Below are 24475 nucleotides of genomic sequence, written 5' to 3'. Positions count from 1 at the left end.
GGGACCGGTCTGGGACGCCGACGGCAGCGTGCTGATCACCGGCGGCACGGGCGGGCTGGGCGCGGTGACGGCGCGGCATCTGGTGGCCGGGCATGGAGTGCGCCGGCTGCTGCTGGTGAGCCGCCGGGGCCCGGCCGCCGAGGGCGCCGAAGCGCTGACGGACGAGCTGACCCAGCTGGGCGCCGAGGTCGCGGTCGAGGCGTGCGACGTGGCCGACCGCGAGGCGCTGGAAGGGCTGCTGGCCCGCCACACCGTCTCCGCCGTGATCCACACGGCGGGTGTGCTGGACGACGGTCTCATCACCTCGCTCACGGCGGAGCGGCTGGACAAGGTCCTGCGGCCGAAGGCCGACGCGGCCTGGCACCTGCATGAGCTGACACGGGGTCAGCGGCTGGCCGCGTTCGTGGTCTTCTCGTCGGTCGCGGGAGTGATCGGCAGCGCCGGGCAGGGCAACTACGCGGCCGGGAACGCCTTCCTGGACGCGCTGATGGAGCACCGCCGGGCCGAGGGCCTGCCGGGTGTGTCCCTCGCCTGGGGCCCCTGGGACCGCACCGGCGGTATGACGGCCTCTCTCGCGGAGTCCGAGGCGGAGCGGCACGCACGTTCCGGGGTGCCCGCGCTCCCGGTCGAGCAGGGCGTGGCGCTCTTCGACGCGGCGCTGACCACGGGCGAGACCGCCCTCGTACCCGTACGGCTGGATCTGCCGGTGCTCCGCGCGCGGGGCGATGTCCCGCCGCTGCTGCGGTCGTTGATCCGTACCCGCGCCCGCCGGGCGTCGGTCGCCGGATCGAGCACGGCCGGCGGTCTCGTCCAGCGGTTGACCAGGCTGGCGGCGGCCGAGCGCGCCGAGCTGCTGCTCGATCTGGTACGCGGTCAGGTCGCCCTCGTCCTCGGCCACACCAGTGGCGCGGACATCGACGCCGGGCGTGCCTTCCGCGAGCTGGGCTTCGACTCGCTGACGGCGGTGGAACTGCGCAACCGGCTGGGCACCGCCACCGGGCTGCGGCTGCCCGCCACTCTGGTCTTCGACTACCCGACCGTGCGCGCCCTGGCCGCCTATCTCCTCGATGAACTGCTGGGCTCCGACGCGGCGGTGGCCGGGCCCGTCGCCAACCGGACCTCGGCGGTGGCCGACGATCCGATCGTGGTCGTCGGGATGAGCTGCCGTTACCCGGGCGGGGTGGCCTCGCCGGAGGATCTGTGGCGGCTGGTCACCGAGGGCGCCGACGCCATCTCCGGCTTCCCCGCCAACCGTGGCTGGGACATCGAATCGCTCTACCACCCGGACCCGGACCACGCCGGTACGGCGTACACCCGCTCGGGCGGATTCCTGCACGAGGCGGGCGAGTTCGACCCGGCGTTCTTCGGGATGTCGCCGCGTGAGGCGCTGGCGACCGACTCGCAGCAGCGGCTGCTGCTCGAAGCCTCCTGGGAGGCCGTGGAGCGGGCGGGCATGGACCCGACGACGCTGCGCGGCAGCGCGACCGGGGTGTTCGCCGGGGTGATGTACAGCGACTACGGAGCGGTGCTGGCCGGCCCGGAGTTCGAGGGCTTCCGGGGCAGCGGCAGTTCGGCGAGCCTGGCCTCGGGCCGGGTGTCGTACACGCTGGGTCTGGAGGGTCCGGCGGTGACGGTGGACACGGCGTGTTCGTCGTCGCTGGTGGCGATGCACTGGGCGATGCGGGCGCTGCGTGGCGGTGAGTGCTCGCTGGCGCTGGCCGGTGGTGTGACCGTGATGTCGACGCCGTCGGTGTTCGTGGACTTCGCGCGTCAGCGCGGACTGTCGCCCGACGGCCGGTGCAAGGCGTTCTCGGACGCCGCGGACGGTGTGGGCTGGTCCGAGGGTGTCGGCATGCTGGTGCTTGAGCGGCTGTCGGACGCGCGGCGCAATGGTCACGAGGTCCTGGCGGTGGTGCGTGGTTCGGCCGTCAACCAGGACGGGGCCTCGAACGGGTTGACCGCCCCGAACGGTCCCTCGCAGCAGCGGGTGATCCGTCAGGCACTGGCCGACGGGGGACTCGCTGCCGACGACATCGATGTGGTGGAAGCGCACGGTACGGGCACCACGCTCGGCGACCCGATCGAGGCAGGGGCCCTGCTCGCCGCGTACGGCAGGGACCGTGACCCGGAGCGTCCGCTGCTGCTCGGCTCGGTCAAGTCGAACATCGGGCACACCCAGGCCGCCGCCGGAGTCGCCGGTGTGATCAAGATGATCATGGCGATGCGCCATGGTGTGCTGCCGCGGACGTTGCACGTGGATGCTCCGTCGTCGCATGTGGACTGGTCCGAGGGCGCGGTGGAGCTGCTGACCGAGCAGAGGCCCTGGCCCGAGACCGGCCGCCCGCGCCGGGCCGGTGTCTCCTCGTTCGGCATCAGCGGTACCAACGTCCACACCCTCATCGAGCAGGCCCCGCGCACCCCGGCCCCGGCGCGCACCGCGCCGCGCCGCGAGCCCGCAGCCGTGCCCTGGCTGATCTCGGGCCGGACCAGGGACGCCCTGCGCGGCCAGGCCGCCCGGCTGCTCTCGTACGTTCAGGCGCGGCCCGAACTGGACCCGGTGGACGCGGCGTTCTCGCTCGCCACCACCCGCACCCGGTTCGACCAGCGCGCCGCCGTGGTGGCCGAGGACCGTACCGCGCTGCTGCGGTCCCTCACCGCGCTGGCCACCGACCGCCCCGACGCCGGACTGATCGAGGGCGAGGCGGCACGGCGGGGCAGGACCGCGATGCTCTTCACCGGCCAGGGCAGCCAGCGGCCCGCCATGGGACGCGAACTGTACGAGCGGTTCCCGGCGTTCGCCGACGCGCTCGACGCGGTGCTCGCCGAGCTGGATCCACTGCTCGACCGCCCGCTGCGCGAGCTGCTGTTCGCCGACGCGGGCACCGCCGAGGCCGCGCTGCTGGACGAGACCGGCTGGACCCAGCCCGCGCTGTTCGCGGTCGAGGTCGCGCTGTTCCGACTCGTACGGTCCTGGGGCGTCACGCCGGACTATGTGGCCGGCCACTCGATCGGCGAACTCGCGGCGGCCCATGTCGCGGGCGTGCTGACGCTCCCGGACGCCTGCGCCCTGGTCGCGGCCCGCGGCCGGCTGATGCAGGCGCTGGCCGAGGGCGGCGCGATGATCGCCGTACAGGCCACCGAGGACGAGGTCACCCCGCTGCTCGCAGGCCGCGAGGACTCCGTCTCGATCGCGGCGGTCAACGGCCCCGACTCGCTGGTCGTCTCCGGGGACGAGGACGCCGTCCTGGAGATCGCCGCCGCGTTCGACCAGCGCGGGCGCAGGACCAAGCGCCTGCGGGTGAGCCATGCCTTCCACTCGCCGCGCATGGCCCCGATGCTCGACGCGTTCCGCACCGTCGCGGAAGGACTCGCCTACAGCGCGCCGCGCATCCCGCTCGTCTCCAATCTGACCGGCGCCCTCGCCACCGCCGAGGAGGTGTGCTCGGCCCAGTACTGGGTCGCCCATGTCCGCGACGCGGTCCGCTTCGCCGACTGCGTACGCACACTGCGCGACGCCGGCACGACCACCTTCCTGGAACTGGGCCCCGACGCGCCGCTCTCCGCCATGGTCCAGGACACCCTGGGCGACACCGACGAAGCCGAACTCGTCCCGCTCTGCCGCGCCGACCGCGCCGAGGCGGCGGCCGTCACCACCGCGCTGGCCAGGCTCCAGGTCCAGGGCGTCACCGTCGACTGGCCGGCCTACTTCGCGGGCAGCGGCGCCCGCCGCGTCGATCTGCCGACCTACGCCTTCCAGCACACGTACTACTGGCCCGAGCTGCCACCGGCCTCGGGTCCGGCGACCGCCGACCCGGGGGACCAGCGGCTGTGGGCCGCCGTGGAGCGCGGCGACGCCGATGAGCTGGCCGCCCTCCTCGGCCTGGGCGAACAGGAACACGACTCCCTCGGCTCCCTGCTGCCCGCGCTGACCTCCTGGCGCCGCGGCAACCAGGAGAAGACCCTGCTGGACTCGCTGCGCTACCGCGTCGAGTGGACCCGTCTCGACAAGCCGGCCGCGCCGGTCCTGGACGGCAGCTGGCTGCTCGTCACCAGCGACGTCGAGGACACCGACGGGGACGGCGGCGATCTCGCCGAGCGACTGACGCGCGCGCTCAGCGCCCACGGCGCGCGGGTATGCCGCCTCGTCCTCGATCCCTCGTGCGCCGACCGGCGGACGCTGGCCGCGCGGCTCGAAGCCACCGAGGGCTTCGACAGCGCCGCCCAGGTGCTCTCCCTGCTCCCGCTGGACGAGCGCCCCAGCGACAGCCACGCCCCGCTCACCAACGGCCTCGCCCTGACGCTCGCGCTCGTCCAAACACTGGACGACACCGGATCCCGGGGACGGCTCTGGACGGTCACCCGTGGCGCCGTGTCCACCGGCCCCGCCGACCCGGTCACCCACCCCGCCCAGGCCGCCACCTGGGGACTGGGCAGGACCGTGGCCCTGGAGTACCCACGGCTCTGGGGCGGGCTGATCGATCTGCCCGGCACCCTCGACCAGCAAGCCGCCCAGCGGCTCGCGGGCGTGCTGGCCACGAAGGACGCCCGCGACGGCGAGGACCAGGTGGCGCTGCGCGCCGCCGGCGTCTGCGGCCGCCGACTCGTCCGGTACACCGTCGACGCGCTGCCCGCCGCCGGGGAGTTCACCGCCCGGGGCACCGTCCTGGTCACCGGTGGCACCGGTGGCCTCGGCGCCGAGGTCGGCCGCTGGCTGGCCCGCTCCGGCGCCGAGAACCTGGTCCTGACCTCCCGGCGTGGCCCCGACGCGCCCGGCGCGGCCGAACTCCGCGCCGAGCTGGAGGAGTTGGGCGCCCGCGTTGAGATCGTCCGCTGCGACGCCGCCGACCGCGAGGCGCTCGCCGCCGTACTCGCGGGCATTCCGGCCGAACTGCCGCTGACCGGTGTGGTGCACACCGCGGGCGTCGGCCAGTACGGCCCGCTGGCCGAGCTGACCCCCGCCGAGTTCGCCGAGCTGACCTCCGCGAAGCTGGCGGGCGCCGCCCATCTCGACGCCCTGCTCGGGGACCGCGAACTCGATCTGTTCGTCCTCTTCGGCTCCATCGCCGGTGTCTGGGGCAGCGGCGGCCAGAGCGCCTACGGCGCCGCCAACGCCTATCTCGACGCCCTCGCCGAGCACCGGCGCGCCCGGGGACTGACCGCCACCTCCATCGCCTGGGGTCCCTGGGCCGAAGCCGGTATGGCCGCCGACGAGACGGTCTCCGGCACCCTCAAGCGCCAGGGACTCGGCTTCCTGGAGCCCGGCCGGGCCATGACCGAACTGCGCCGCGCCGTCGTCCAGCGGGACACCACCGTCACGGTCGCCGATGTCGACTGGGAGCGCTACGCGCCGGTCTTCACCTCCGTACGTCCCAGCGCGCTGCTCGCCGCCCTGCCCGAGGTACAGGCGCTCGCGAGCGCGGCCGAACAGGACGGCGCGGGCAGCGCCCCCGAGTTCGTCTCGCGCGTACGCGCACTGGACGAGCCCGAGCGGGACCGGTTCCTCGCCGATCTCGTACGTAGCGAGGCCGCGGCGGTCCTCGGCCACGGCTCCGCCGACGGTGTACCGGAAGGACGCGCGTTCCGCGACATCGGCTTCGACTCGCTGACCGCCGTCGAACTGCGCAAGCGGCTCTCCGGCGTCACCGGCCTCACCCTGCCGAGCACCATGGTCTTCGACTATCCGACCCCGCTGGAGCTGGCGCGGTATCTGCGCGCCGAGATCCTCGGCTCCGTCCTGGAGACGGCGGGCCCGGTCGCCACCGGCGCGGCCGACGACGAGCCCATCGCCATCATCGCCATGAGCTGCCGCTTCCCCGGCGGCGCCGACTCCCCGGAACAGCTGTGGGACCTGGTCACCGACGGCACGGACGCGGTGACGGAATTCCCCGTCAACCGCGGCTGGGACGCCCAGGGGCTCTTCGACCCCGACCCCGACCGGCAGGGCAGGACCTACTCGACGCTCGGCGGATTCCTGCACGAGGCCGACGCGTTCGACCCCACGTTCTTCGGTATCTCCCCGCGCGAGGCGCTGGTGATGGACCCCCAGCAGCGGCTGCTGCTGGAGACCACCTGGGAGTCCTTCGAGCGCGCCGGGATCGACCCCGCCGAGGCCCGCTCCACTCTGACCGGCACCTTCATCGGCTCCAGCTACCAGGACTACGGACTCGGAGCGGGCGACGGCGCCGAGGGCCATATGGTCACCGGCAGCAGCCCCAGCGTCCTGTCCGGACGTATCGCGTATGTCTTCGGGCTCGAAGGCCCCGCCGTCACCGTCGACACCGCCTGCTCGTCCTCGCTGGTCGCACTGCATCTGGCCTGCCAGTCGCTGCGCAACGGCGAATCCACGCTGGCCGTCGCGGGCGGCGCCACCATCATGACCACGCCCGCGCCGTTCGTCGCGTTCAGCCGGCAGCGGGCCCTCGCGCGGGACGGCCGCTGCAAGGCGTTCTCCGACGAGGCGGACGGCATGACGCTCGCCGAGGGCGTCGGCATCCTGCTGGTCGAACGGCTCTCCGACGCCCAGCGCAACGGACACCCCGTCCTCGCGGTGATCCGTGGCTCGGCGATCAACCAGGACGGCGCGTCCAACGGACTCACCGCCCCCAACGGCCCCTCGCAGCAGCGTGTGATGCGGCAGGCGCTGGCCAACGCCCGACTCGCCCCCGCCGACATCGACGCCTTGGAGGCACACGGCACCGGCACGCCGCTCGGTGACCCGATCGAGGCGCAGGCGCTGCTGGCGACCTACGGCGCGGACCGCGACCCGGAGCGCGCCCTGCTGCTCGGTTCGGTCAAGTCCAACATCGGGCACACCCAGTCCGCCGCCGGTGTCGCGGGCGTCATCAAGATGGTGATGGCGCTGCGCCACGGCGTCCTCCCGAGGACGCTCCACGCCGAGAACCCGTCCTCGCACGTGGACTGGTCCTCCGGTACGGTGCGGCTGTTGCACGAGAGCGTCCAGTGGCCCGAGACCGGCCGCCCGCGCCGGGCCGCCGTCTCGTCGTTCGGTATCAGCGGCACCAACGCCCATACGCTGCTTGAGCAGGCGCCCCTGGCCGAGGAGCCCGAGGGTGCCGAAGAGGCCGCTCCCGCGCCTTCGCCGGTGTCCGTCGCGGGCGGCGTCGTCCCCTGGGCCGTCTCGGCCAGGACCGGCGCCGCGCTGCGCGAGCAGGCGGCCCGGCTCGTCTCGTACGTCGAGCACGCCGCCCCCGCGCCCCGCCCGATCGATCTGGGCTTCTCGCTCGTCGCGTCCCGCTCGGTCTTCGAGCACCGCGCCGTGGTGGTGCCCGGCGAGGACTGCGACCCGCTGGCGGCCCTGCGTGCCGTCGCGGCCGACGGACCGTCGGCCGTGGTGGCCCGGGGCGTGGCCGATGTCGAGGGCAAGACGGTCTTCGTCTTCCCCGGACAGGGCTCGCAGTGGGCCGGAATGGGCGCCCGACTGCTGGCGGAATCACCGGTCTTCGCCGAGCGGATCGGCGAATGCGCCGCCGCTCTCGGTGAGTTCGTGGACTGGTCCCTCGTCGATGTGCTGCGGGAGGCGGCGGGCGCCCCCACGCTGGAGCGCGTCGATGTCGTCCAGCCCGCCTCGTTCGCGGTCATGGTGTCGCTGGCGGCCCTCTGGCGCTCCCGGGGTGTGGAGCCCGCCGCGGTGGTGGGCCACTCGCAGGGCGAGATCGCGGCGGCCGTCGTCTCCGGCGCGCTGTCCCTGCGGGACGGCGCCCGGGTCGTCGCGCTGCGCAGCCAGGCCATCGGCCGGGCGCTGGCCGGACGCGGCGGAATGATGTCCGTGGCGCTCCCGGTGGATCAGCTGGAAAGCCGGCTGGAGTCCTGGTCGGGCCGGGTGTCGGTGGCCGCGGTCAACGGGCCGCGCTCGGTCGTGGTCTCCGGTGAACCCGAGGCGCTGGACGAACTGGCGGCCGAGCTGACGGCCGAGGACGTACGGGTCCGTCGGGTCGCCGTGGACTACGCCTCACACTCCGCACAGGTCGAGGACCTGCGCGACGAACTCCTCGCCGTCCTGGCGCCGGTCACCCCGCGCGCCTGCGACGTCCCGTTCTTCTCGACCATGACCGGTGACTGGCTGGACACCGAACAGATGGACGCGGGCTACTGGTTCCGCAATCTGCGCCGGCGGGTCCTCTTCGCCGACGCCGTACGCGATCTGCTGGACACCGGTCACCGCGCCTTCATCGAGGTCAGCTCGCATCCCGTACTGACCATGTCGGTCCAGGACATGATCGACGAGACGGCCGAACCGGCCGTCGCCACCGGCACGTTGCGCCGCGACCAGGGCGGTTTCTCGCGCTTCCTGCTCTCGGTCGCCGAGGCCCACGTACGCGGAGTCGAGGCCGACTGGGCCGGACTCTTCGCGGGCACGGACGCCCGCCGGGTCGATCTGCCGACCTATGCCTTCCAGCACGAAAGGCTCTGGGCCATAGCGCCCGCCCCCGGGCACGCGGTCGCCGCCGACCCCGTCGACGAGGAGTTCTGGACGGCGGTGGAGCGGGCGGACCTGTCCGCGCTGACCTCCACCCTGGGCACGGACGAGGACTCCGTGGCCGCCGTGCTGCCCGCGCTGTCGGCGTGGCGCAGGTCCCGCAGGGACCGCTCCACCGTCGAGTCCTGGCGCTACCGGGTGTCCTGGACGCCGCTGAGCACCGTTGCGCGGCGGTCGCCGAAGGGCTGCTGGCTCGTCGTGTCCGCCGAGGGCCATGACACGGGTGAGGTGGCCGACGCGCTCGCAGGCCAGGGCGCCCAGGTGATGCGGCTGGTGCTCGACGAGCCGTGCGTGGACCGCGCGGTCCTCGCCCAACGGCTGGCCGAGGCCGGTGAGTTCGCCGGGGTCGTCTCGACGCTCGCCGCCGCCGAGGAGCCCGGCGAGCGCCACCCAGGGCTGACGCTCGGACTGGCCCTGACCGTCTCGCTGGTCCAGGCCCTGGGCGACGCCGGAAGCGAGGCCCCCCTCTGGTTCCTCACCCGGGGCGCGGTCTCCACCGGCCGCTCCGACGAGGTCACCTCCCCCGTCCAGGCACTGGTGTCGGGCGTCGGCTGGACCACCGCGCTGGAGCACCCGCAGCGCTGGGGCGGCGTCATCGACCTGCCGGACACGCTCGACCGGCGCGCGGCCGAACGGCTCGCCGCCGCGCTCTCGGGCGCGCTGGGCGAGGAGGACCAGCTCGCCATCCGCTCCTCCGGTCTCTTCGCCCGCCGCATCGTCCGCGCCGGGGCCGGTGAGCAGGGGATCTCCCGCGACTGGACACCGCGCGGCACCACACTCGTCACCGGCGGCTCCGGCACTCTCGCCCCGCACCTCGCCCGCTGGCTGGCCGGACAGGGCGCCGAGCATCTGGTGCTGATGAGCCGCCGGGGCATGGACGCCCCGGGCGCCGCCGAACTCGTCGCCGAACTCACCGCGTCGGGTACGCAGGCCACCGCCGTCGCCTGCGACGTGACCGACCGCGAAGCCGTCGCCGCGCTCCTCGATGACCTCAAGGCCCAGGGCCGTACCGTACGCACGGTCGTCCACACCGCCGCGCTCATCGAGCTGTACTCGCTGGCCGAGACCACCATGGACGCCTTCTCCCGCGTCCTGCACGCGAAGGTGACCGGCGCCCAGGTCCTGGACGAACTCCTCGACAACGACGACCTGGACGACCTGATCCTCTACTCGTCCACCGCCGGTATGTGGGGCAGCGGGGCACACGCCGCCTATGTGGCGGGCAACGCCTATCTCGCCGCGCTCGCCGCCCACCGGCGCGCCCGCGGGCTGCGCGCCACCTCCCTGTCCTGGGGCATCTGGGCGGACGACATCAAGGCCGGCCGCGTCGACCCGAAGCTGATCCGCCGCAGCGGTCTGGAGTTCATGGACCCGCAACTGGCGCTGACCGGACTGAAGCGGGCCCTGGACGACGACGAGAGCGTCATCGCGGTCGCCGACGTCGACTGGGAGACGTACTACCCCGTCTACACCTCAAGCCGCCCCACGGCCCTGTTCACCGAGGTCCCCGAGGTCCGGGCGCTCACCGAGGCCGCAGGGCAGAGCACCGGCACCGTCGAGGAGGGCGAGTTCACGGCCAGGCTGCGCGCGCTGTCCGCCGCCGAGCAGGACCGGCTGGTGCTGGAGGTCGTGCGCGCCGAAGCCATGGCCGTCCTCGGCCTCTCGTCGCCCGACGCCCTGCCCGACCAACGGGCCTTCCGTGACGTCGGTTTCGACTCGCTCACCGCCGTCGCACTGCGCAACCGTCTCGCCTCCGTCACCGGGCTGACGCTGCCCACGACCATGGTCTTCGACCATCCGAGCCCCGCCGCGCTCGCCGGATTCCTCCGCGCCGAACTGGCCGGCGCGCGGAGCGCCACCGGGGCGCCCGCGCTCCCCGCGCCCGTCCCCGCGTCTCGATCCGGGGCCCTCTCCGGGGCCGACGACGATCCGATCGCCATCGTCGGCATGAGCTGCCGCTACCCCGGCGGGGTCACCTCACCGGAAGAGCTGTGGAAGCTCGTCCTGAACGGTACGGATGCCATCTCCGGCTTCCCCGCCGACCGCGGCTGGGACGCCGAGGCGCTCTACGACCCCGACCCGGACCGCTCCGGCAGGACCTACTCCGTCCAGGGCGGATTCCTGCGGGACGTCGCCGACTTCGACCCCGGCTTCTTCGGCATCTCGCCGCGCGAGGCCATGTCGATGGACCCGCAGCAGCGCCTGCTGCTGGAAACGGCCTGGGAAGCCTTCGAACACGCCGGGATCGACATCGTCGCCCAGCGCTCCAGCCGCACCGGCACCTTCATCGGCGCCAGCTACCAGGACTACGCGTCCAGCGTGGCCAACTCCGCGGAGGGCTCAGAGGGCCACATGATCACCGGCACGCTCTCCAGCGTGCTGTCCGGCCGGGTCTCCTATCTCTTCGGCTTCGAGGGACCGGCCGTCACCCTCGACACCGCCTGCTCCTCCTCGCTGGTCGCGCTGCATCTGGCCTGCCAGTCGCTGCGCGACGGCGAGAGCTCCCTCGCGCTCGCCGGCGGCGTCAGCATCATGTCCACCCCCAGCGCCTTCGTCGGCTTCAGCAGGCAGCGGGCGCTCGCGGCCGACGGCCGCTGCAAGGCGTACGCCGAGGCCGCCGACGGCATGACGCTCGCCGAGGGCGTCGGACTGGTCCTGCTGGAGCGCCTCTCCGACGCACGGCGCAACGGCCACACCGTACTCGCGGTCGTACGGGGCTCCGCCGTCAACCAGGACGGCGCCTCCAACGGACTGACCGCCCCCAACGGCCCCTCGCAGCAGCGGGTCATCCGCCAGGCCCTGGCCAACGCCGGACTTGAGTCACGCGAGATCGATGTCATCGAGGGCCACGGCACCGGCACCGCGCTGGGCGACCCCATCGAGGCGCAGGCGCTGCTCACCACCTACGGACAGGACCGGGACGCCGAACGGCCCCTGCTCCTCGGCTCGGTGAAGAGCAACATCGGCCACACCCAGATGGCCTCCGGCGTCGCCAGTGTGATCAAGATGGTGCACGCGCTCCAGCAGGGCATCGTGCCGAAGACCCTGCACGTCGACACCCCGTCCTCGCACGTGGACTGGTCCTCCGGCGCCATCGGGCTGCTGACCGAGCGGACCGACTGGCCCGAGACCGGCCGCCCGCGCCGCGGCGCCGTCTCATCCTTCGGACTCAGCGGCACCAATGCGCACACCATCCTCGAACAGGCCCCCGCCGACGAGCCCGCCGACGAGCCCGCCGACGAGCCCGCCGAGGTGCCCGCAGAAGGAGCGGCACCCGGCGGCGAGCCCCGCCCCGGCCTCCTCCCGCTGGTGGTCTCCGCCAGGAGCGAGAGCGCGCTGCGCGCCCAGGCGGGCCGGCTGCTCTCGCTGGTGCGGGAGCGCCCCGACGCGCGCCTCACCGACCTCGCCTACTCCCTGGCCACCTCCCGGGCCGGTCTGGAGCGCCGCGCCGCCGTGGTGGCGGGGGAGCGCGACGAACTGCTGCGGGGCCTGCTGGCCCTGCGCGACGGACTGCCAGGCCCCGGGGTCGTCGAGGGCGGTACGGGCCGCGGCCGTACGGCGTTCCTCTTCACCGGCCAGGGCAGCCAGCGCCCCGGCATGGGCCGGGAGCTGTACGAGCGGTTCCCCGTCTTCGCCGACGCGCTCGACGCCGTACTGGCGCGGGTCGACGGCGCGCTCGACCGGCCGCTGCGCGAGATCCTGTTCTCCGCCGAGGGCTCGGCGGAAGCGGCCCTGCTCGACCGCACCGAGTACGCGCAGCCCGCGCTCTTCGCCATCGAGGTGGCGCTGTTCCGGCTGGCCGTGTCCTGGGGCCTCACCCCGGACTATCTGGCCGGGCACTCCATCGGTGAACTCGCCGCCGCCCATGTCGCCGGGGTGTTCGACCTGGAGGACGCGTGCGCCCTGGTGGTGGCGCGCGGCCGGCTGATGCAGGCGCTGCCCGAGGGCGGCGCCATGATCTCCCTCCAGGCCGCCGAGGACGAGGTCCTGCCGCTGCTCGCCGGACGCGAGGACGAGGTGTCCATCGCCGCCGTCAACGGCCCGGCGTCGCTCGTTGTCGCGGGCGCCGAGGAGGCCGTCCTCGACATCGCCGCGACGATCGCGGCCGACGGCCGCAAGACCAAGCGGCTGCGGGTGAGCCATGCCTTCCACTCGCCGCTGATGGACGCCATGCTCGACGACTTCGCCCGGGTCGCGCGGGGCATCACCTACCACCCGCCGGTGATCCCCCTCGTCTCCAACGTCACCGGTTCGCTCGCCACCGACGACCAGGTTCGCACCCCGGAGTACTGGGTCACGCACGTACGTCAGGCCGTCCGCTTCGCCGACGGGATCAACTGGCTCTCGGCCCAGGGCGGCGTCGTTACGTTCCTGGAGACCGGCCCCGACGGTGTGCTCTGCGGCCTGGCCAGGGAGTGCCTCACCGACGCGCCGGACACCGGACTGCTGCCGCTGCTGCGGGCGGGCAGGACCGAGGAGCGGACGGTCGTCACCGCGCTGGCCGGGGCGCACGCCCACAGCGTGGACATCGACTGGGCCGCGTACTTCGCGGACACCGGCGCGCGCCGGATCGAACTGCCCACCTACGCCTTCCAGCGCGAGCGCTACTGGCCCGACACGCTCGCCGTCACGGATACGCCGGTGAGCGCGGGCAGCGCGGCGGACGCCGAGTTCTGGTCGGCCGTCGAACGGGACGACATCGGCGCGCTCACCGCCTCGCTGGGCCTCGACGACGCGACCGTCACCGCGATGGTCCCGGCGCTCACCGCCTGGCGCCGCCGCCGCGACGAACAGTCCGAGATGGACGCCTGGCGCTACCGGGTCACCTGGAAGCCGGGGACCGGATCCACCGCGCCGACCGCGCTCACCGGCCGCTGGCTCGTCCTCGCCGCGCCCCGCACGGAGGACGCCGAGTGGTCCGACGAGGTCGTGCGCGCCCTCGCCACCCGGACCGTCAGCTGCGAGGTCACCGGCGCCGACCGGACCGCGCTCGCCGCCCGGCTCGCCGAACTCCACGCCGAGCACGGGGAGTTCGCCGGGGTCCTGTCACTGCTCGGCCTCGCCGGCTGCGAGAGCGTGTCACGCACAGGCGTACCGGACTCCCTCGCGCTGACCACCGTCGCCGTACAGGCGCTCGGCGACGCCGGTATCGGCGCGCCGCTGTGGACGGTCACCCGCGGCGCGGTCTCCGTGGGCCGCTCCGAGACGGTGGTCGGACTCGACCAGGCCGCCGTATGGGGCCTCGGCCGCGTCATCGCGCTGGAACATCCCGACCGCTGGGGCGGCTGCGTCGATCTGCCCGAGCGGCTCGACACCCACACCGCGCGCAGGCTGCGCGGCGTCCTGGCCGGGACCGGCGGCGAGAGCGAGGCGGCCGTACGCGCCTCCGGCGTCTTCGTACGCCGGCTCGCCCACAGCCCCGCCGCGGGGAGCGGCACAGGGCCCTTCGACCCGTCCGGCACCATCCTGATCACCGGCGGTACCGGCGGCCTCGGCGGGCATGTCGCCCGGGGGCTCGCCCGCGCCGGCGCCGAACATCTGCTGCTCGTCAGCCGGCGCGGCGAGGACGCCCCGGGCGCCGACGCGCTGCGCGCCGAACTGACCGGACTCGGCGCCCGGGTCACCATCACGGCCTGCGATGTCGCCGACCGCGAGGAACTGGCCGCCCTGCTCGGTGCCCTCCCCGAGGACGCCCCGCTCGGCGCGGTCTTCCACACGGCCGGTGTGGTCGCGGACAGCGTGGTGGACGCGCTGACCCAGGACAGCTTCAGGACCGTCCTGGACGCGAAGGTCGCCTCCGCGCGCAATCTGCATGAACTGACCGCCCGGCTGCCGCTGTCCGCGTTCGTCCTCTTCTCCTCCACGGCGGGCGTCTTCGGCGCCGCGGGACAGGGCAACTACGCCGCGGCCAACGCCTATCTGGACGCCCTCGCCGAATACCGGCGCGCCCACGGACAGACCGCGCTCTCGGTGGCCTGGGGCCCCTGGGCCGGATCCGGCATGGTCGCCGACGCTGCCGAGATCGAGACCCGCGTACGGCGCGGCGGTTTCGAGCCGCTCGCCCCGGAACCCGCCGTCCGCGCCCTGCTCCGCGCCATCGAGCGGGACGACACCGCCCTCGCGCTCGCCGACATCGACTGGATCCGCTTCCTGCGCGCCTTCGCGCCGACCCGCCCCCTGCCGCTGGTCGGCGACCTGCCCGAGGTACGGCAGTCCGCCACCGCCCCGTCCGGCGCCGTCGACGGGGAGCCGGAGCTACGGCAGCGGCTCGCGGGACTCCCCGCGGCCGAGCGCGGCGGACACCTGCGGGACCTGCTGCGCGGTCAAGTGGCCGCCGTGCTCGGCCACTCCGACGCCGGTGCCATCGAGGACGACCGGCCCTTCCGTGACCTCGGCTTCGACTCGCTGACCACACTCGAACTGCGCAATGGGCTCGCGGCCGCCACCGGGCTCAGCCTCCCCGTCACGCTCGTCTACGACCAGCCGACCCCGCGCGAGTTGGCCGCCTTCCTGCTCGCCGAACTCCTCGGCTCGCTGCCGGAACCCGCCGCCGCGCCGGTGGCAGGGGGAAACCCGCTCGACGACGACCCGATCGCCGTCGTCGGCATCAGCTGCCGCTTCCCCGGCGGCGTCTCCTCGCCCGAGGAGCTGTGGCAGCTGCTGGACCGGGGCGGGGACGGCATCACCCGCTTCCCGGACGACCGGGGCTGGGACATCGACGCCCTCCGCGCGGGCGCCTCCGACACCCTCGAAGGCGGATTCCTCACCGGGGTCGCCGACTTCGACGCCCGCTTCTTCGGTATCTCGCCGCGCGAGGCGCTGGCGATGGACCCGCAGCAGCGCCTGCTGCTCGAAGCGGCCTGGGAAGCGCTGGAGCGCGCCGGAATCGACCCGTCCGCTCTGCGCGGCTCCACCACCGGCGTCTTCGTCGGCACCAACGGCCAGGACTACCCCACCCTGCTGCGCCAATCCGTCTCCGACGTCCAGGGGTATGTGGCCACGGGCAACACCGCCAGCGTCATGTCGGGCCGGCTCTCCTACGCCCTCGGGCTGGAGGGCCCGGCCGTCACCATCGACACCGCCTGCTCCTCCTCGCTGGTCGCGCTGCACTGGGCCGGGAAGGCACTGAGCGCCGGTGAATGCTCGCTGGTGATCGCGGGCGGTGTCTCCGTGATGTCGAGCCCCGACTCCTTCGTCGAGTTCTCCACCCAGGGCGGACTGGCCCCCGACGGCCGCTGCAAGGCGTTCTCCGACGCCGCCGACGGCACCGCCTGGTCCGAGGGCGTCGGCGTCCTCGTCCTGGAACGGCTCTCCGACGCCGTACGCGAGGGACACCAGGTGCACGGCATCATCCGCTCCACCGCCGTCAACCAGGACGGCGCGTCCAACGGACTGACCGCCCCCAACGGACCCTCGCAGCAGCGCGTCATCCGGCAGGCGCTCGCCGACGCCGGACTGACCGCCCGCGACATCGACGCCGTCGAGGCGCATGGCACCGGCACCACCCTGGGGGACCCGATCGAGGCCCAGGCCCTGCTCACCACATACGGCCGCGACCGGGAACGCCCGCTGCTGCTCGGCACCGTCAAGTCCAACATCGGCCACACCCAGGCCGCCGCCGGTGTCGCGGGTGTCATCAAGATGCTGCTGGCGATGCGGCACGGCACCCTGCCCAAGTCGCTGCACATCGACGCCCCCTCCACGCATGTCGACTGGACGGCGGGCGACGTGCGGCTGCTCACCGAACCGGAGGCATGGCCGGAGACCGGCCGCCCGCGCCGCGCCGGAGTCTCGGCGTTCGGTGTCAGCGGTACGAACGCGCATGTCATCGTCGAGCAGGCACCGGCTGTCGAAGCACCGACGCGGGAGACCGCCGAGCCCGTCGCCACCCCGGCCGTCGTGCCGTGGCTCGTCTCCGGCCGGACCCGCGAGGCGCTTCAGGCCCAGATCGACCGGGTCACCTCCTTCGCGGCGGCCCACAGCGGCCTGTCCCCACTGGACATCGGCCGCTCGCTCGCCACGGACCGTACGGTCTTCCCGCACCGCGCGGTGCTGCTGGCCGGCGCCGACGGCGTACGGGAGAGCGCGCGCGGTGTGGCGAGCCGCGCCCCCGGCAGGACCGCGTTCCTCTTCTCCGGCCAGGGCAGCCAGCGCGGCGCCATGGGCCGCGAGCTGTACGAGCGGTTCCCGGTGTTCGCCGAAGCCCTGGACGCGGTCCTCGCCCATCTGGACACCGAGCTCGAATTCCCGCTCAGGGAAGTGCTGTTCGCCGACCCGGGCACCTTCGAGGCGGAGCTGCTCGACGAGACGGGATGGACCCAGCCCGCGCTGTTCGCGATCGAGGTCGCGCTCTTCCGGCTCGCCGAATCCTGGGGCCTGACCCCGGACTTCGTGGCCGGTCACTCCATCGGTGAGATCGCCGCCGCGCATGTGGCGGGGGTGTTCTCGCTGGCGGACGCCTGCCGGCTGGTCGCGGCCCGCGCCACGCTCATGCAGGCGCTCCCGCAGGGCGGCGCGATGGTCGCCCTCCAGGCCACCGAGGACGAAGTCGCGCCGCTGACGGCCGACGATGTCTCGATCGCGGCGGTCAACGGCCCGCGCGCACTGGTCATCGCCGGTGCCGAGAACGCCGTCCTGGAGATCGCCGAGGCGTTCGCCGCCGACGGACGTCGCACCAGCCGACTGCGGGTCTCGCACGCCTTCCACTCGCCGCTGATGGACCCGATGCTGGCGGACTTCGCCCGGGTCACCGAGGGACTCGGCTACGAGGAGCCCCGTATCCCGGTGGTCTCCAACCTGACCGGCGCCCTGGCGACGGCGGACGAACTGCGCTCGCCCGCCTACTGGGTGCGGCACGCCCGCGAAGCCGTACGGTTCGCCGACGGCGTGCGCACCCTGCGGGACGCCGGGGTCGGGACATTCGTGGAACTGGGCCCCGACGGGGTGCTCGCCGCGATGGCCCAGCAGAGCCTGGACGGTGTCGAGCCCGCGCCCGTGGTGGTGCCGCTCCTGCGCAAGGAGCAGGGCGAGGAGGCGGCCGTGGTCGCCGCGCTGGCCGCGCTGCACACGCGGGGCACGGGACCGCGCTGGGCCGCCTTCTTCGAGGGGCTGGGCGCGCACCGGGTCGAACTGCCGACGTACGCCTTCCAGCGCGAGCGGTACTGGCCCGAACCCGCCGCGCTCGCCGCCGCCGGGGCGGCCGACCCGGTGGAGGCCGAGTTCTGGTCGGCGGTGGAACGCGAGGACCTGGAGTCGCTGGCCGCCTCGCTGGACCTGGACGGCGACACCGTCACCGCGATGGTGCCCGCGCTCACCGCCTGGCGCCGCCGCAGGGGCGAGCAGGCCGTCGGCGCCGACTGGCGCTACCACGAGACCTGGACACCGCTCGCCGCACCGGCCGTGACCGAGCCGTCCGGCGACTGGCTGGTGATCATGGAATCGGGCGCCGACTCGCCGTGGCACCGCGCCGTCGTCGAGGCGCTGCGTACGGGCACGGTCCGCCTGGACACGGTCTCGGCCGACCCCGCCGACCCCCTCGGACTGGCCGAACTACTGGCCACGGCACGCGCGAACCGGGACGGATCCCCCTACACCGGCGTTGTCTCCCTGCTCGCCACAGGGGCCCTGGATGCCACGGACGCCACGGGCGCCAGGGACCTGCCGTCCGATGCCACCTGGCCCGACGCGCTGGGGACGGCCCTGGACGAGGCGGGGATCGACGCGCCGCTGTGGTGCGTCACCCGGGGCGCCGTCTCCGTGACGCCCTCCGAGCCGCCGCTCAGCGCCGGACAGGCCGCCGTATGGGGCCGGGGCCGGGTCGCCGCGTTGGAGCGCCCCGACCGCTGGGGAGGTCTGATCGACCTCCCCAGCACGATCGACGACCGCACCGGCGCCACCTTCGCGGCGATCCTGACGGACCGTCACACTCAGGACAGCGAGGACCAGATCGCGGTCCGCGCGAGCGGAGCACTCGGACGCCGGCTGGTCCGCGCCACCACCACGGCGGCCAACCCGTCCGGCGCCTCCTGGCGCCCCACCGGCACCGTGCTCATCACCGGCGGTACGGGAGCGATGGGCGGCCGGGCCGCCCGCCGACTGGCCCGCGAGGGCGCCAGGCACCTCGTGCTGACCGGTCGTCACGCCTCCGATCTCGCCGGGGCCGACGCGCTCGAAGCCGAACTGAAGCGGCTCGGCGCCACCGTCACCTTCGCCGTCTGCGACCTCTCCGCCCCCTCCGACCTCTCCGACGCCGCCGCCCCCGAGGCGCTGACCGCGCTGCTCGACGCGCTCCCCGAGGACACGCCGCTGACCGCGGTGATCCACGCGGAAGAGATCACCGGTGCCGACGACCGCGGATCCGCCGACTCCCGATCCGGGAGCCTCGCCGCCGCGCTCGCCGCGGTGCGCCGGCTCGACACCGTCCTCGGCGACCGGCCGCTCGACGCGTTCGTCCTCTTCGGCACGATCGCCGGGGTCTGGGGCGTCCGGGGCCAGGCGGACGAGGCCGCGTTCGGCGCGTACCTCGACGCCTTCGCCCGGCAGCGCCGCGCCCGGGGCGCCACCGCCCTCTCCGTCTCCTGGAGCGCTTGGTCGGGCGTGGTCGACATGAGCATGGCCGCGCATCTGCGGATGAACGGACTGCCGGTGCTGGACACCGACGCGGCACTCGCCGCGCTCGGCCGCGCCGTCGCGGACGGCGAGCCCGCCGTGACCGTGGCCGATGTGCGCTGGGAGACCTTCGCACCTGCCTTCACCAGGGCCCGCCGCAGCGCCCTGCTCTCCGCCCTGCCCGAAGCACGCGAGGCCATCGCCGCGGTCGAACGCGACCGCGGCGACGAGCGGCCCGCGGCCGGTACCTACCGGCTGGGGCTGCTGGCACTGCCCGCGGCGGAGCGCGCCGACGCCCTGCTCACGCTGGTCACCGACAAGGTCGCCCTCGTCCTCGGACACCCGGACGCGACGGTCGTCGAACCCGATCTGCCCTTCAGCGACCTCGGGTTCGACTCGCTGACCGCTGTCGATCTGCGCAACCAGCTCACGGCCACGACCGGCGTCACCCTGCCCGCCACCCTGGTCTTCGACCACCCGACCCCGGCCGAACTCGCCGGTCATCTGCGCGGCCTGCTGCTCGGCGAACTGCCGGACCCCGCGGCCCCCGTGGTGGCCTCGGCCCGTACCGGCGACGACCCCGTCGCCATCGTCGGCATGGCCTGCCGCTACCCCGGTGGTATCGGCTCGCCCGAAGACCTGTGGCGGCTCGTCATGGACGAGACCGACGCCGTAGGCGAGTTCCCCACCGACCGAGGCTGGGACCTGGACACCCTGCTCGGCGGTCCGCCGGAGGGCGGACGCGGCCGCAGCACCACCGGAAACGGCGGTTTCCTCCACGACGCCGCCGACTTCGACCCCGCGGTCTTCGGCATCTCGCCGCGCGAGGCCATCGTGATGGACCCGCAGCAGCGCATCGTGCTCGAAACGGCCTGGGAGGCGCTGGAGCGCGCGGGCATCGACGCGGCGACCCTGCGGGGCAGCACCACCGGCGTCTACGTCGGCGGCGGCAGCGGCGACTACCGGCCGCCGGCCGAGGCGGGACAGTGGGAGACGGCCCAGTCGGCGAGCCTCCTGTCCGGCCGCCTCGCGTACTCCTTCGGTCTCCAGGGACCCACCGTCTCCGTCGACACCGCCTGCTCCTCGTCGCTGGTCGCGCTGCATCTGGCGGCCCAGGCGCTGCGTTCCGGCGAGTGCTCGATCGCGCTGGCCGGCGGTGTGACCGTGATGGCCACCCCCGCGGGCTTCGTCGAATTCAGCGCCCAGGGCGCGCTGTCGCCCGACGGCCGCTGCAAGGCGTTCTCCGAGGACGCCGACGGCACCGGCTGGTCCGAGGGCGTGGGCATCCTCGTCGTCGAGCGGCTCTCCGACGCCCGACGCAGCGGCCACCACGTCCTGGCGGTCCTGCGCGGCTCCGCCATCAACCAGGACGGCGCCTCCAACGGACTGACCGCGCCCAGCGGACCCGCCCAGCAGCGGGTGATCCGCCAAGCGCTCGCCAACTCCGCTCTGACGGCCGCCGAGGTGGACGCCATCGAGGCCCACGGCACCGGCACCAAGCTCGGTGACCCCATCGAGGCACAGGCGCTGCTGGCGACCTACGGCCAGGACCGTGACCCGGGACGCCCGGTGCTCCTCGGGTCGCTGAAGTCCAACATCGGTCACACCCAGGCCGCTTCCGGTGTCGCGGGCGTGATCAAGATGGTGATGGCGATGCGGCACGGCACCCTGCCGAGGTCGCTCCACACCGAGACCCCCACCTCGCATGTGGACTGGACGGCGGGCGCCGCCCGGCTGCTCACCGAGGCGGTCGCCTGGCCCGAGTCGGGCCGCCCGCGCCGCGCCGGAGTCTCCTCGTTCGGTGCCAGCGGTACGAACGCCCACGTCATCCTGGAGCAGGCGCCGGTCGAGCCCGCCCCGGCGCCCACCGCGCCCGAGGCGCCCGTTCGTGAGGCGGGGGCGCTGCCGGTCCTGCTCTCCGGCAAGTCCGGGAACGCACTGCGCGCCCAGGCCCGCAGGCTCCATGCCCGGGTGACGGAACACCCCGACGCGCCGCTGACCGATCTGGCGTTCTCGCTCGCGACGACCCGGGCGGTCTTCGAACACCGGGCCGCCCTCACGGTCACCGACCGGGACGGACTGCTCGCGGGACTCGCGGCCCTCGCCGCGGGCGCCACCGCCTCGGAACTGGTCGAGCACCATGTGGAGCGGGTCGGGAAGCGCGCGTTCCTCTTCTCCGGCCAGGGTTCGCAGCGGCTCGGCATGGGACGCGAACTGTACGAGGCCTTCCCGGTGTTCGCGCGGGCGCTGGACTCCGTACTGGCCGCGCTCGACGCCGAACTGGGCCGCTCGCTGCGCGAGGTGATGTGGGGCGAGGACGCCGAGCCGTTGAACGGGACGTGCTTCACCCAGCCCGCGCTGTTCGCGATCGAGGTGGCGCTCTTCCGTCTGGTGGAGTCCTGGGATCTGAGGCCGGACTTCGTGGCCGGCCACTCGATCGGTGAGATCGCCGCGGCCCATGTGGCGGGGGTGTTCTCGCTTCAGGACGCGGCCCGGCTGGTGGTGGCCCGTGCCCGGCTGATGGGGGCCCTGCCGTCCGGTGGCGCGATGGTCGCCGTACAGGCCACCGAGGAGGAGGTCCTGCCGCTGCTGTCGGAGCGGGTCTCCGTGGCGGCGGTCAACGGTCCGGTGTCGGTGGTGATCTCCGGCGCCGAGGACCCGGTCCTGGAGGTCGCGGCCCAACTGGCGGCCCAGGGCCGCAGGACGACCAGGCTGCGGGTCTCGGGCGCCTTCCACTCACCGCTGATGGAGCCGATGCTCGATGAGTTCCGCACCGTCGTCGCCGCGCTGTCACCCCGGGCGCCCCGTATCCCGATGGTGTCCAATCTGACCGGTGCTCAGGCCACGGCCGACGAATTGTGCTCGCCGGAGTACTGGGTACGGCACGTCCGCGAGGCCGTCCGCTTCGCCGACGGTGTACGGACGATGGCGCGGCGCGGCGTGACCACGTTCCTTGAACTGGGCCCGGACGGGGTCCTCTCCGCGCAGGCCCAGGAGACGGCGCCGGGCGGCGCCCTGGCCGTACCGGTCCTGCGCAAGGGCGGGGGCGAGGAGACCACGCTCGTCACCGCGATCGCCCGGCTGCACGTCCACGGGGTGAGCCCTCGGTGGTCCGCGTTCTTCGCGGGTACCGGAGCCACCTGGCTGGACCTGCCCACCTACGCCTTCCAGCACGGCCGGTTCTGGCCGGACGTCATGCCCGGCGCCACCGCCGCCGGCGCCGACGCGCGGCAGACCGGGGCCACGGACCGCGCGTTCTGGGACGCCGTGGAACAGGAGGACTTCGCCACGCTGGAATCCGCCCTGGACGTCGAGGGCGACGCCCTGTCGAAGGTGCTGCCCGCGCTGCTGGACTGGCGCAGGCAGCGGAACGACGAATCGGTCGTGGAAGGCTGGCGCCACCGGATCGTCTGGAAGGCCCTGGCCGGCGCGTCCCTCGCCCACCGGGGGCCGCTGACGGGCACCTGGCTCGCGGTGGTGCCCGCCGAACTGACCGAGGACTCCTGGGTGTCCGACGCGCTGGCCGCGCTCGGCACCAAGGTCGTACGGCTGGCCATGGGCAGCCCCGACCGGACGGAACTGGCCGCGGAACTGCGTGCCCTCGCCCCGGGCGGCCACGCCGAGGACGGCACCCGGCTCTCCGGTGTCCTCTCGCTCCTGGCGCTGCGCGAGACCCTCGCGGGCAGCGTGCCCGAGGGCGCCGCCCTCACCGCCGTACTGCTCCAGGCACTCGGAGACGCAGGGATCGACGCGCCGTTGTGGTGCGCCACCCGGGGCGCCGTGTCCGTGAACCGCGCGGACGGCGCGCACCGCTCGCTCCAGGCCGCCGTATGGGGTCTCGGCCGGGTCGCCGCGCTGGAGTACCCGGAGCGCTGGGGCGGTCTGATCGACCTCCCCGGGACGCTCGACGATCGCGCCGCGGCGGGCTTCGCCGGAGCGCTGGCGGGCCTCGACGGGGAGGACCAAGTGGCGGTGCGCGGCTCCGCGGTCCTCGCCCGACGGCTGGTACGGGCGCCCGGCGAGCGGTCCGCCCGCGCCTGGGACCCGGAAGGCACCGTCCTGATCACCGGCGGCACCGGCGCCCTCGGCGCCCATGTCGCCCGCAGGCTCGCCAAGGACGGCGTCCAGCACCTGGTGCTGCTCAGCCGGAGCGGCCCCGAGGCACCGGGCGCCGACGCCCTGCGGGCCGAACTCGACGCACTCGGCACGGCCGTCACGATCGCGGCCCGCGACGTCGCCGACCGCGCCCAACTGGCCGCCGTACTGGCCGACATCCCGGCGGAGCACCCGCTCACCGGCGTGGTCCACGCCGCCGGTGTGCTGGACGACGGGGTGCTCGACCGGCTCACCCCGGAGCGGTTCGAGGCGGTCTTCCGCTCGAAGGTCACCTCGGCCCTCCTGCTCGACGAACTGACCCGTGAGCTGGAACTCGCGGCGTTCGTGCTCTTCTCCTCCGCCTCCGCGGCCGTGGGCAACCCCGGCCAGGCCAACTACGCGGCGGCCAACGCGGTCCTGGACGCCCTGGCGGAACGCCGCCGCGCCCAGGACCTGCCGGCGACCTCCATCGCCTGGGGCGCCTGGGGCGGCGGCGGAATGGCCGGTGGCGCCGGTGCCGACGCGGCCGCGGAGCGCGCCGGAATCGGCGCCATGGACCCGGCGCTGGCCTGCGAGGCGCTGCTCAGGCTGGTCGCGGAGCCCGAGCCGACCGCGGTCGTCGCCGAGGTCGCCCTCGACCGCTTCGTCGGCGCCTTCGGCGCGGTCAGGCCGAGCGCCCTGCTCCGTGAACTCCCCGGCTACGGCGAGCTGGTGGCCACGACGACGGCGGCGCCCGGCAACAGCGCGGCCGAAGGCGGACTGCGGGACCGGCTCACGGGCCTGCCCGCGAACCGGCGACTGGAGACGGTCGTCGACCTCGTCCGTACCCGGGCCGCGCGGGTGCTCGGCTATCCGGACACGGACGCCGTCGGCGCCGAACGGTCCTTCCGCGACCTCGGAGTGGACTCGCTCGGCGCCGTCGAACTGCGCAACCAGCTCAACACGGCCACCGGCCTGAGCCTGTCCGCGACGCTCGTCTTCGACCACCCGACACCCACGGCCCTCGCCGAGCATGTGCTCGGCGAACTGATCCCCGACCAGGGGGACGGAGCCGGGGCCGACGGCGACGAGGCGGAGATCCGGGCCCTCCTGGCGTCCGTACCGCTCGCGCGGTTGCGGGACATCGGCGTGCTGGAACCACTGCTCCAACTGGCCGGACGGGGCGAGAGCGCCCCGGTGCGAGACGAAGGAACCGACACCACCGACGAGTCCATCGACTCGATGGCAGTGGCAGACCTGGTGCGGGCCGCGCTGGGCGGCCAGTCCGACCTGTAG

At 74.1% G+C, this 24475-nt stretch carries 1 protein-coding gene (only partly in view); it reads left to right on the top strand.

The genetic code is table 11. From position 1 onward, the window contains the following. Positions 1 to 24475, top strand: partial view of a type I polyketide synthase gene (locus ABTZ59_RS21660; RefSeq protein ID WP_351408697.1) — the 3' portion only. The gene continues 4193 nt to the left of window position 1, outside the view; 24475 of the gene's 28668 nt are visible here — the last part of the coding sequence; the start codon falls outside the window, past its left edge; its stop codon occupies positions 24473 to 24475.

The sequence above is a fragment of the Streptomyces sp. NPDC094034 genome (genome assembly GCF_040303865.1).
Taxonomy (GTDB): Bacteria; Actinomycetota; Actinomycetes; order Streptomycetales; family Streptomycetaceae; genus Streptomyces.
Note: the sequence above shows the minus strand (reverse complement) of the source record. Positions and strands in the feature narration are given on the sequence as shown.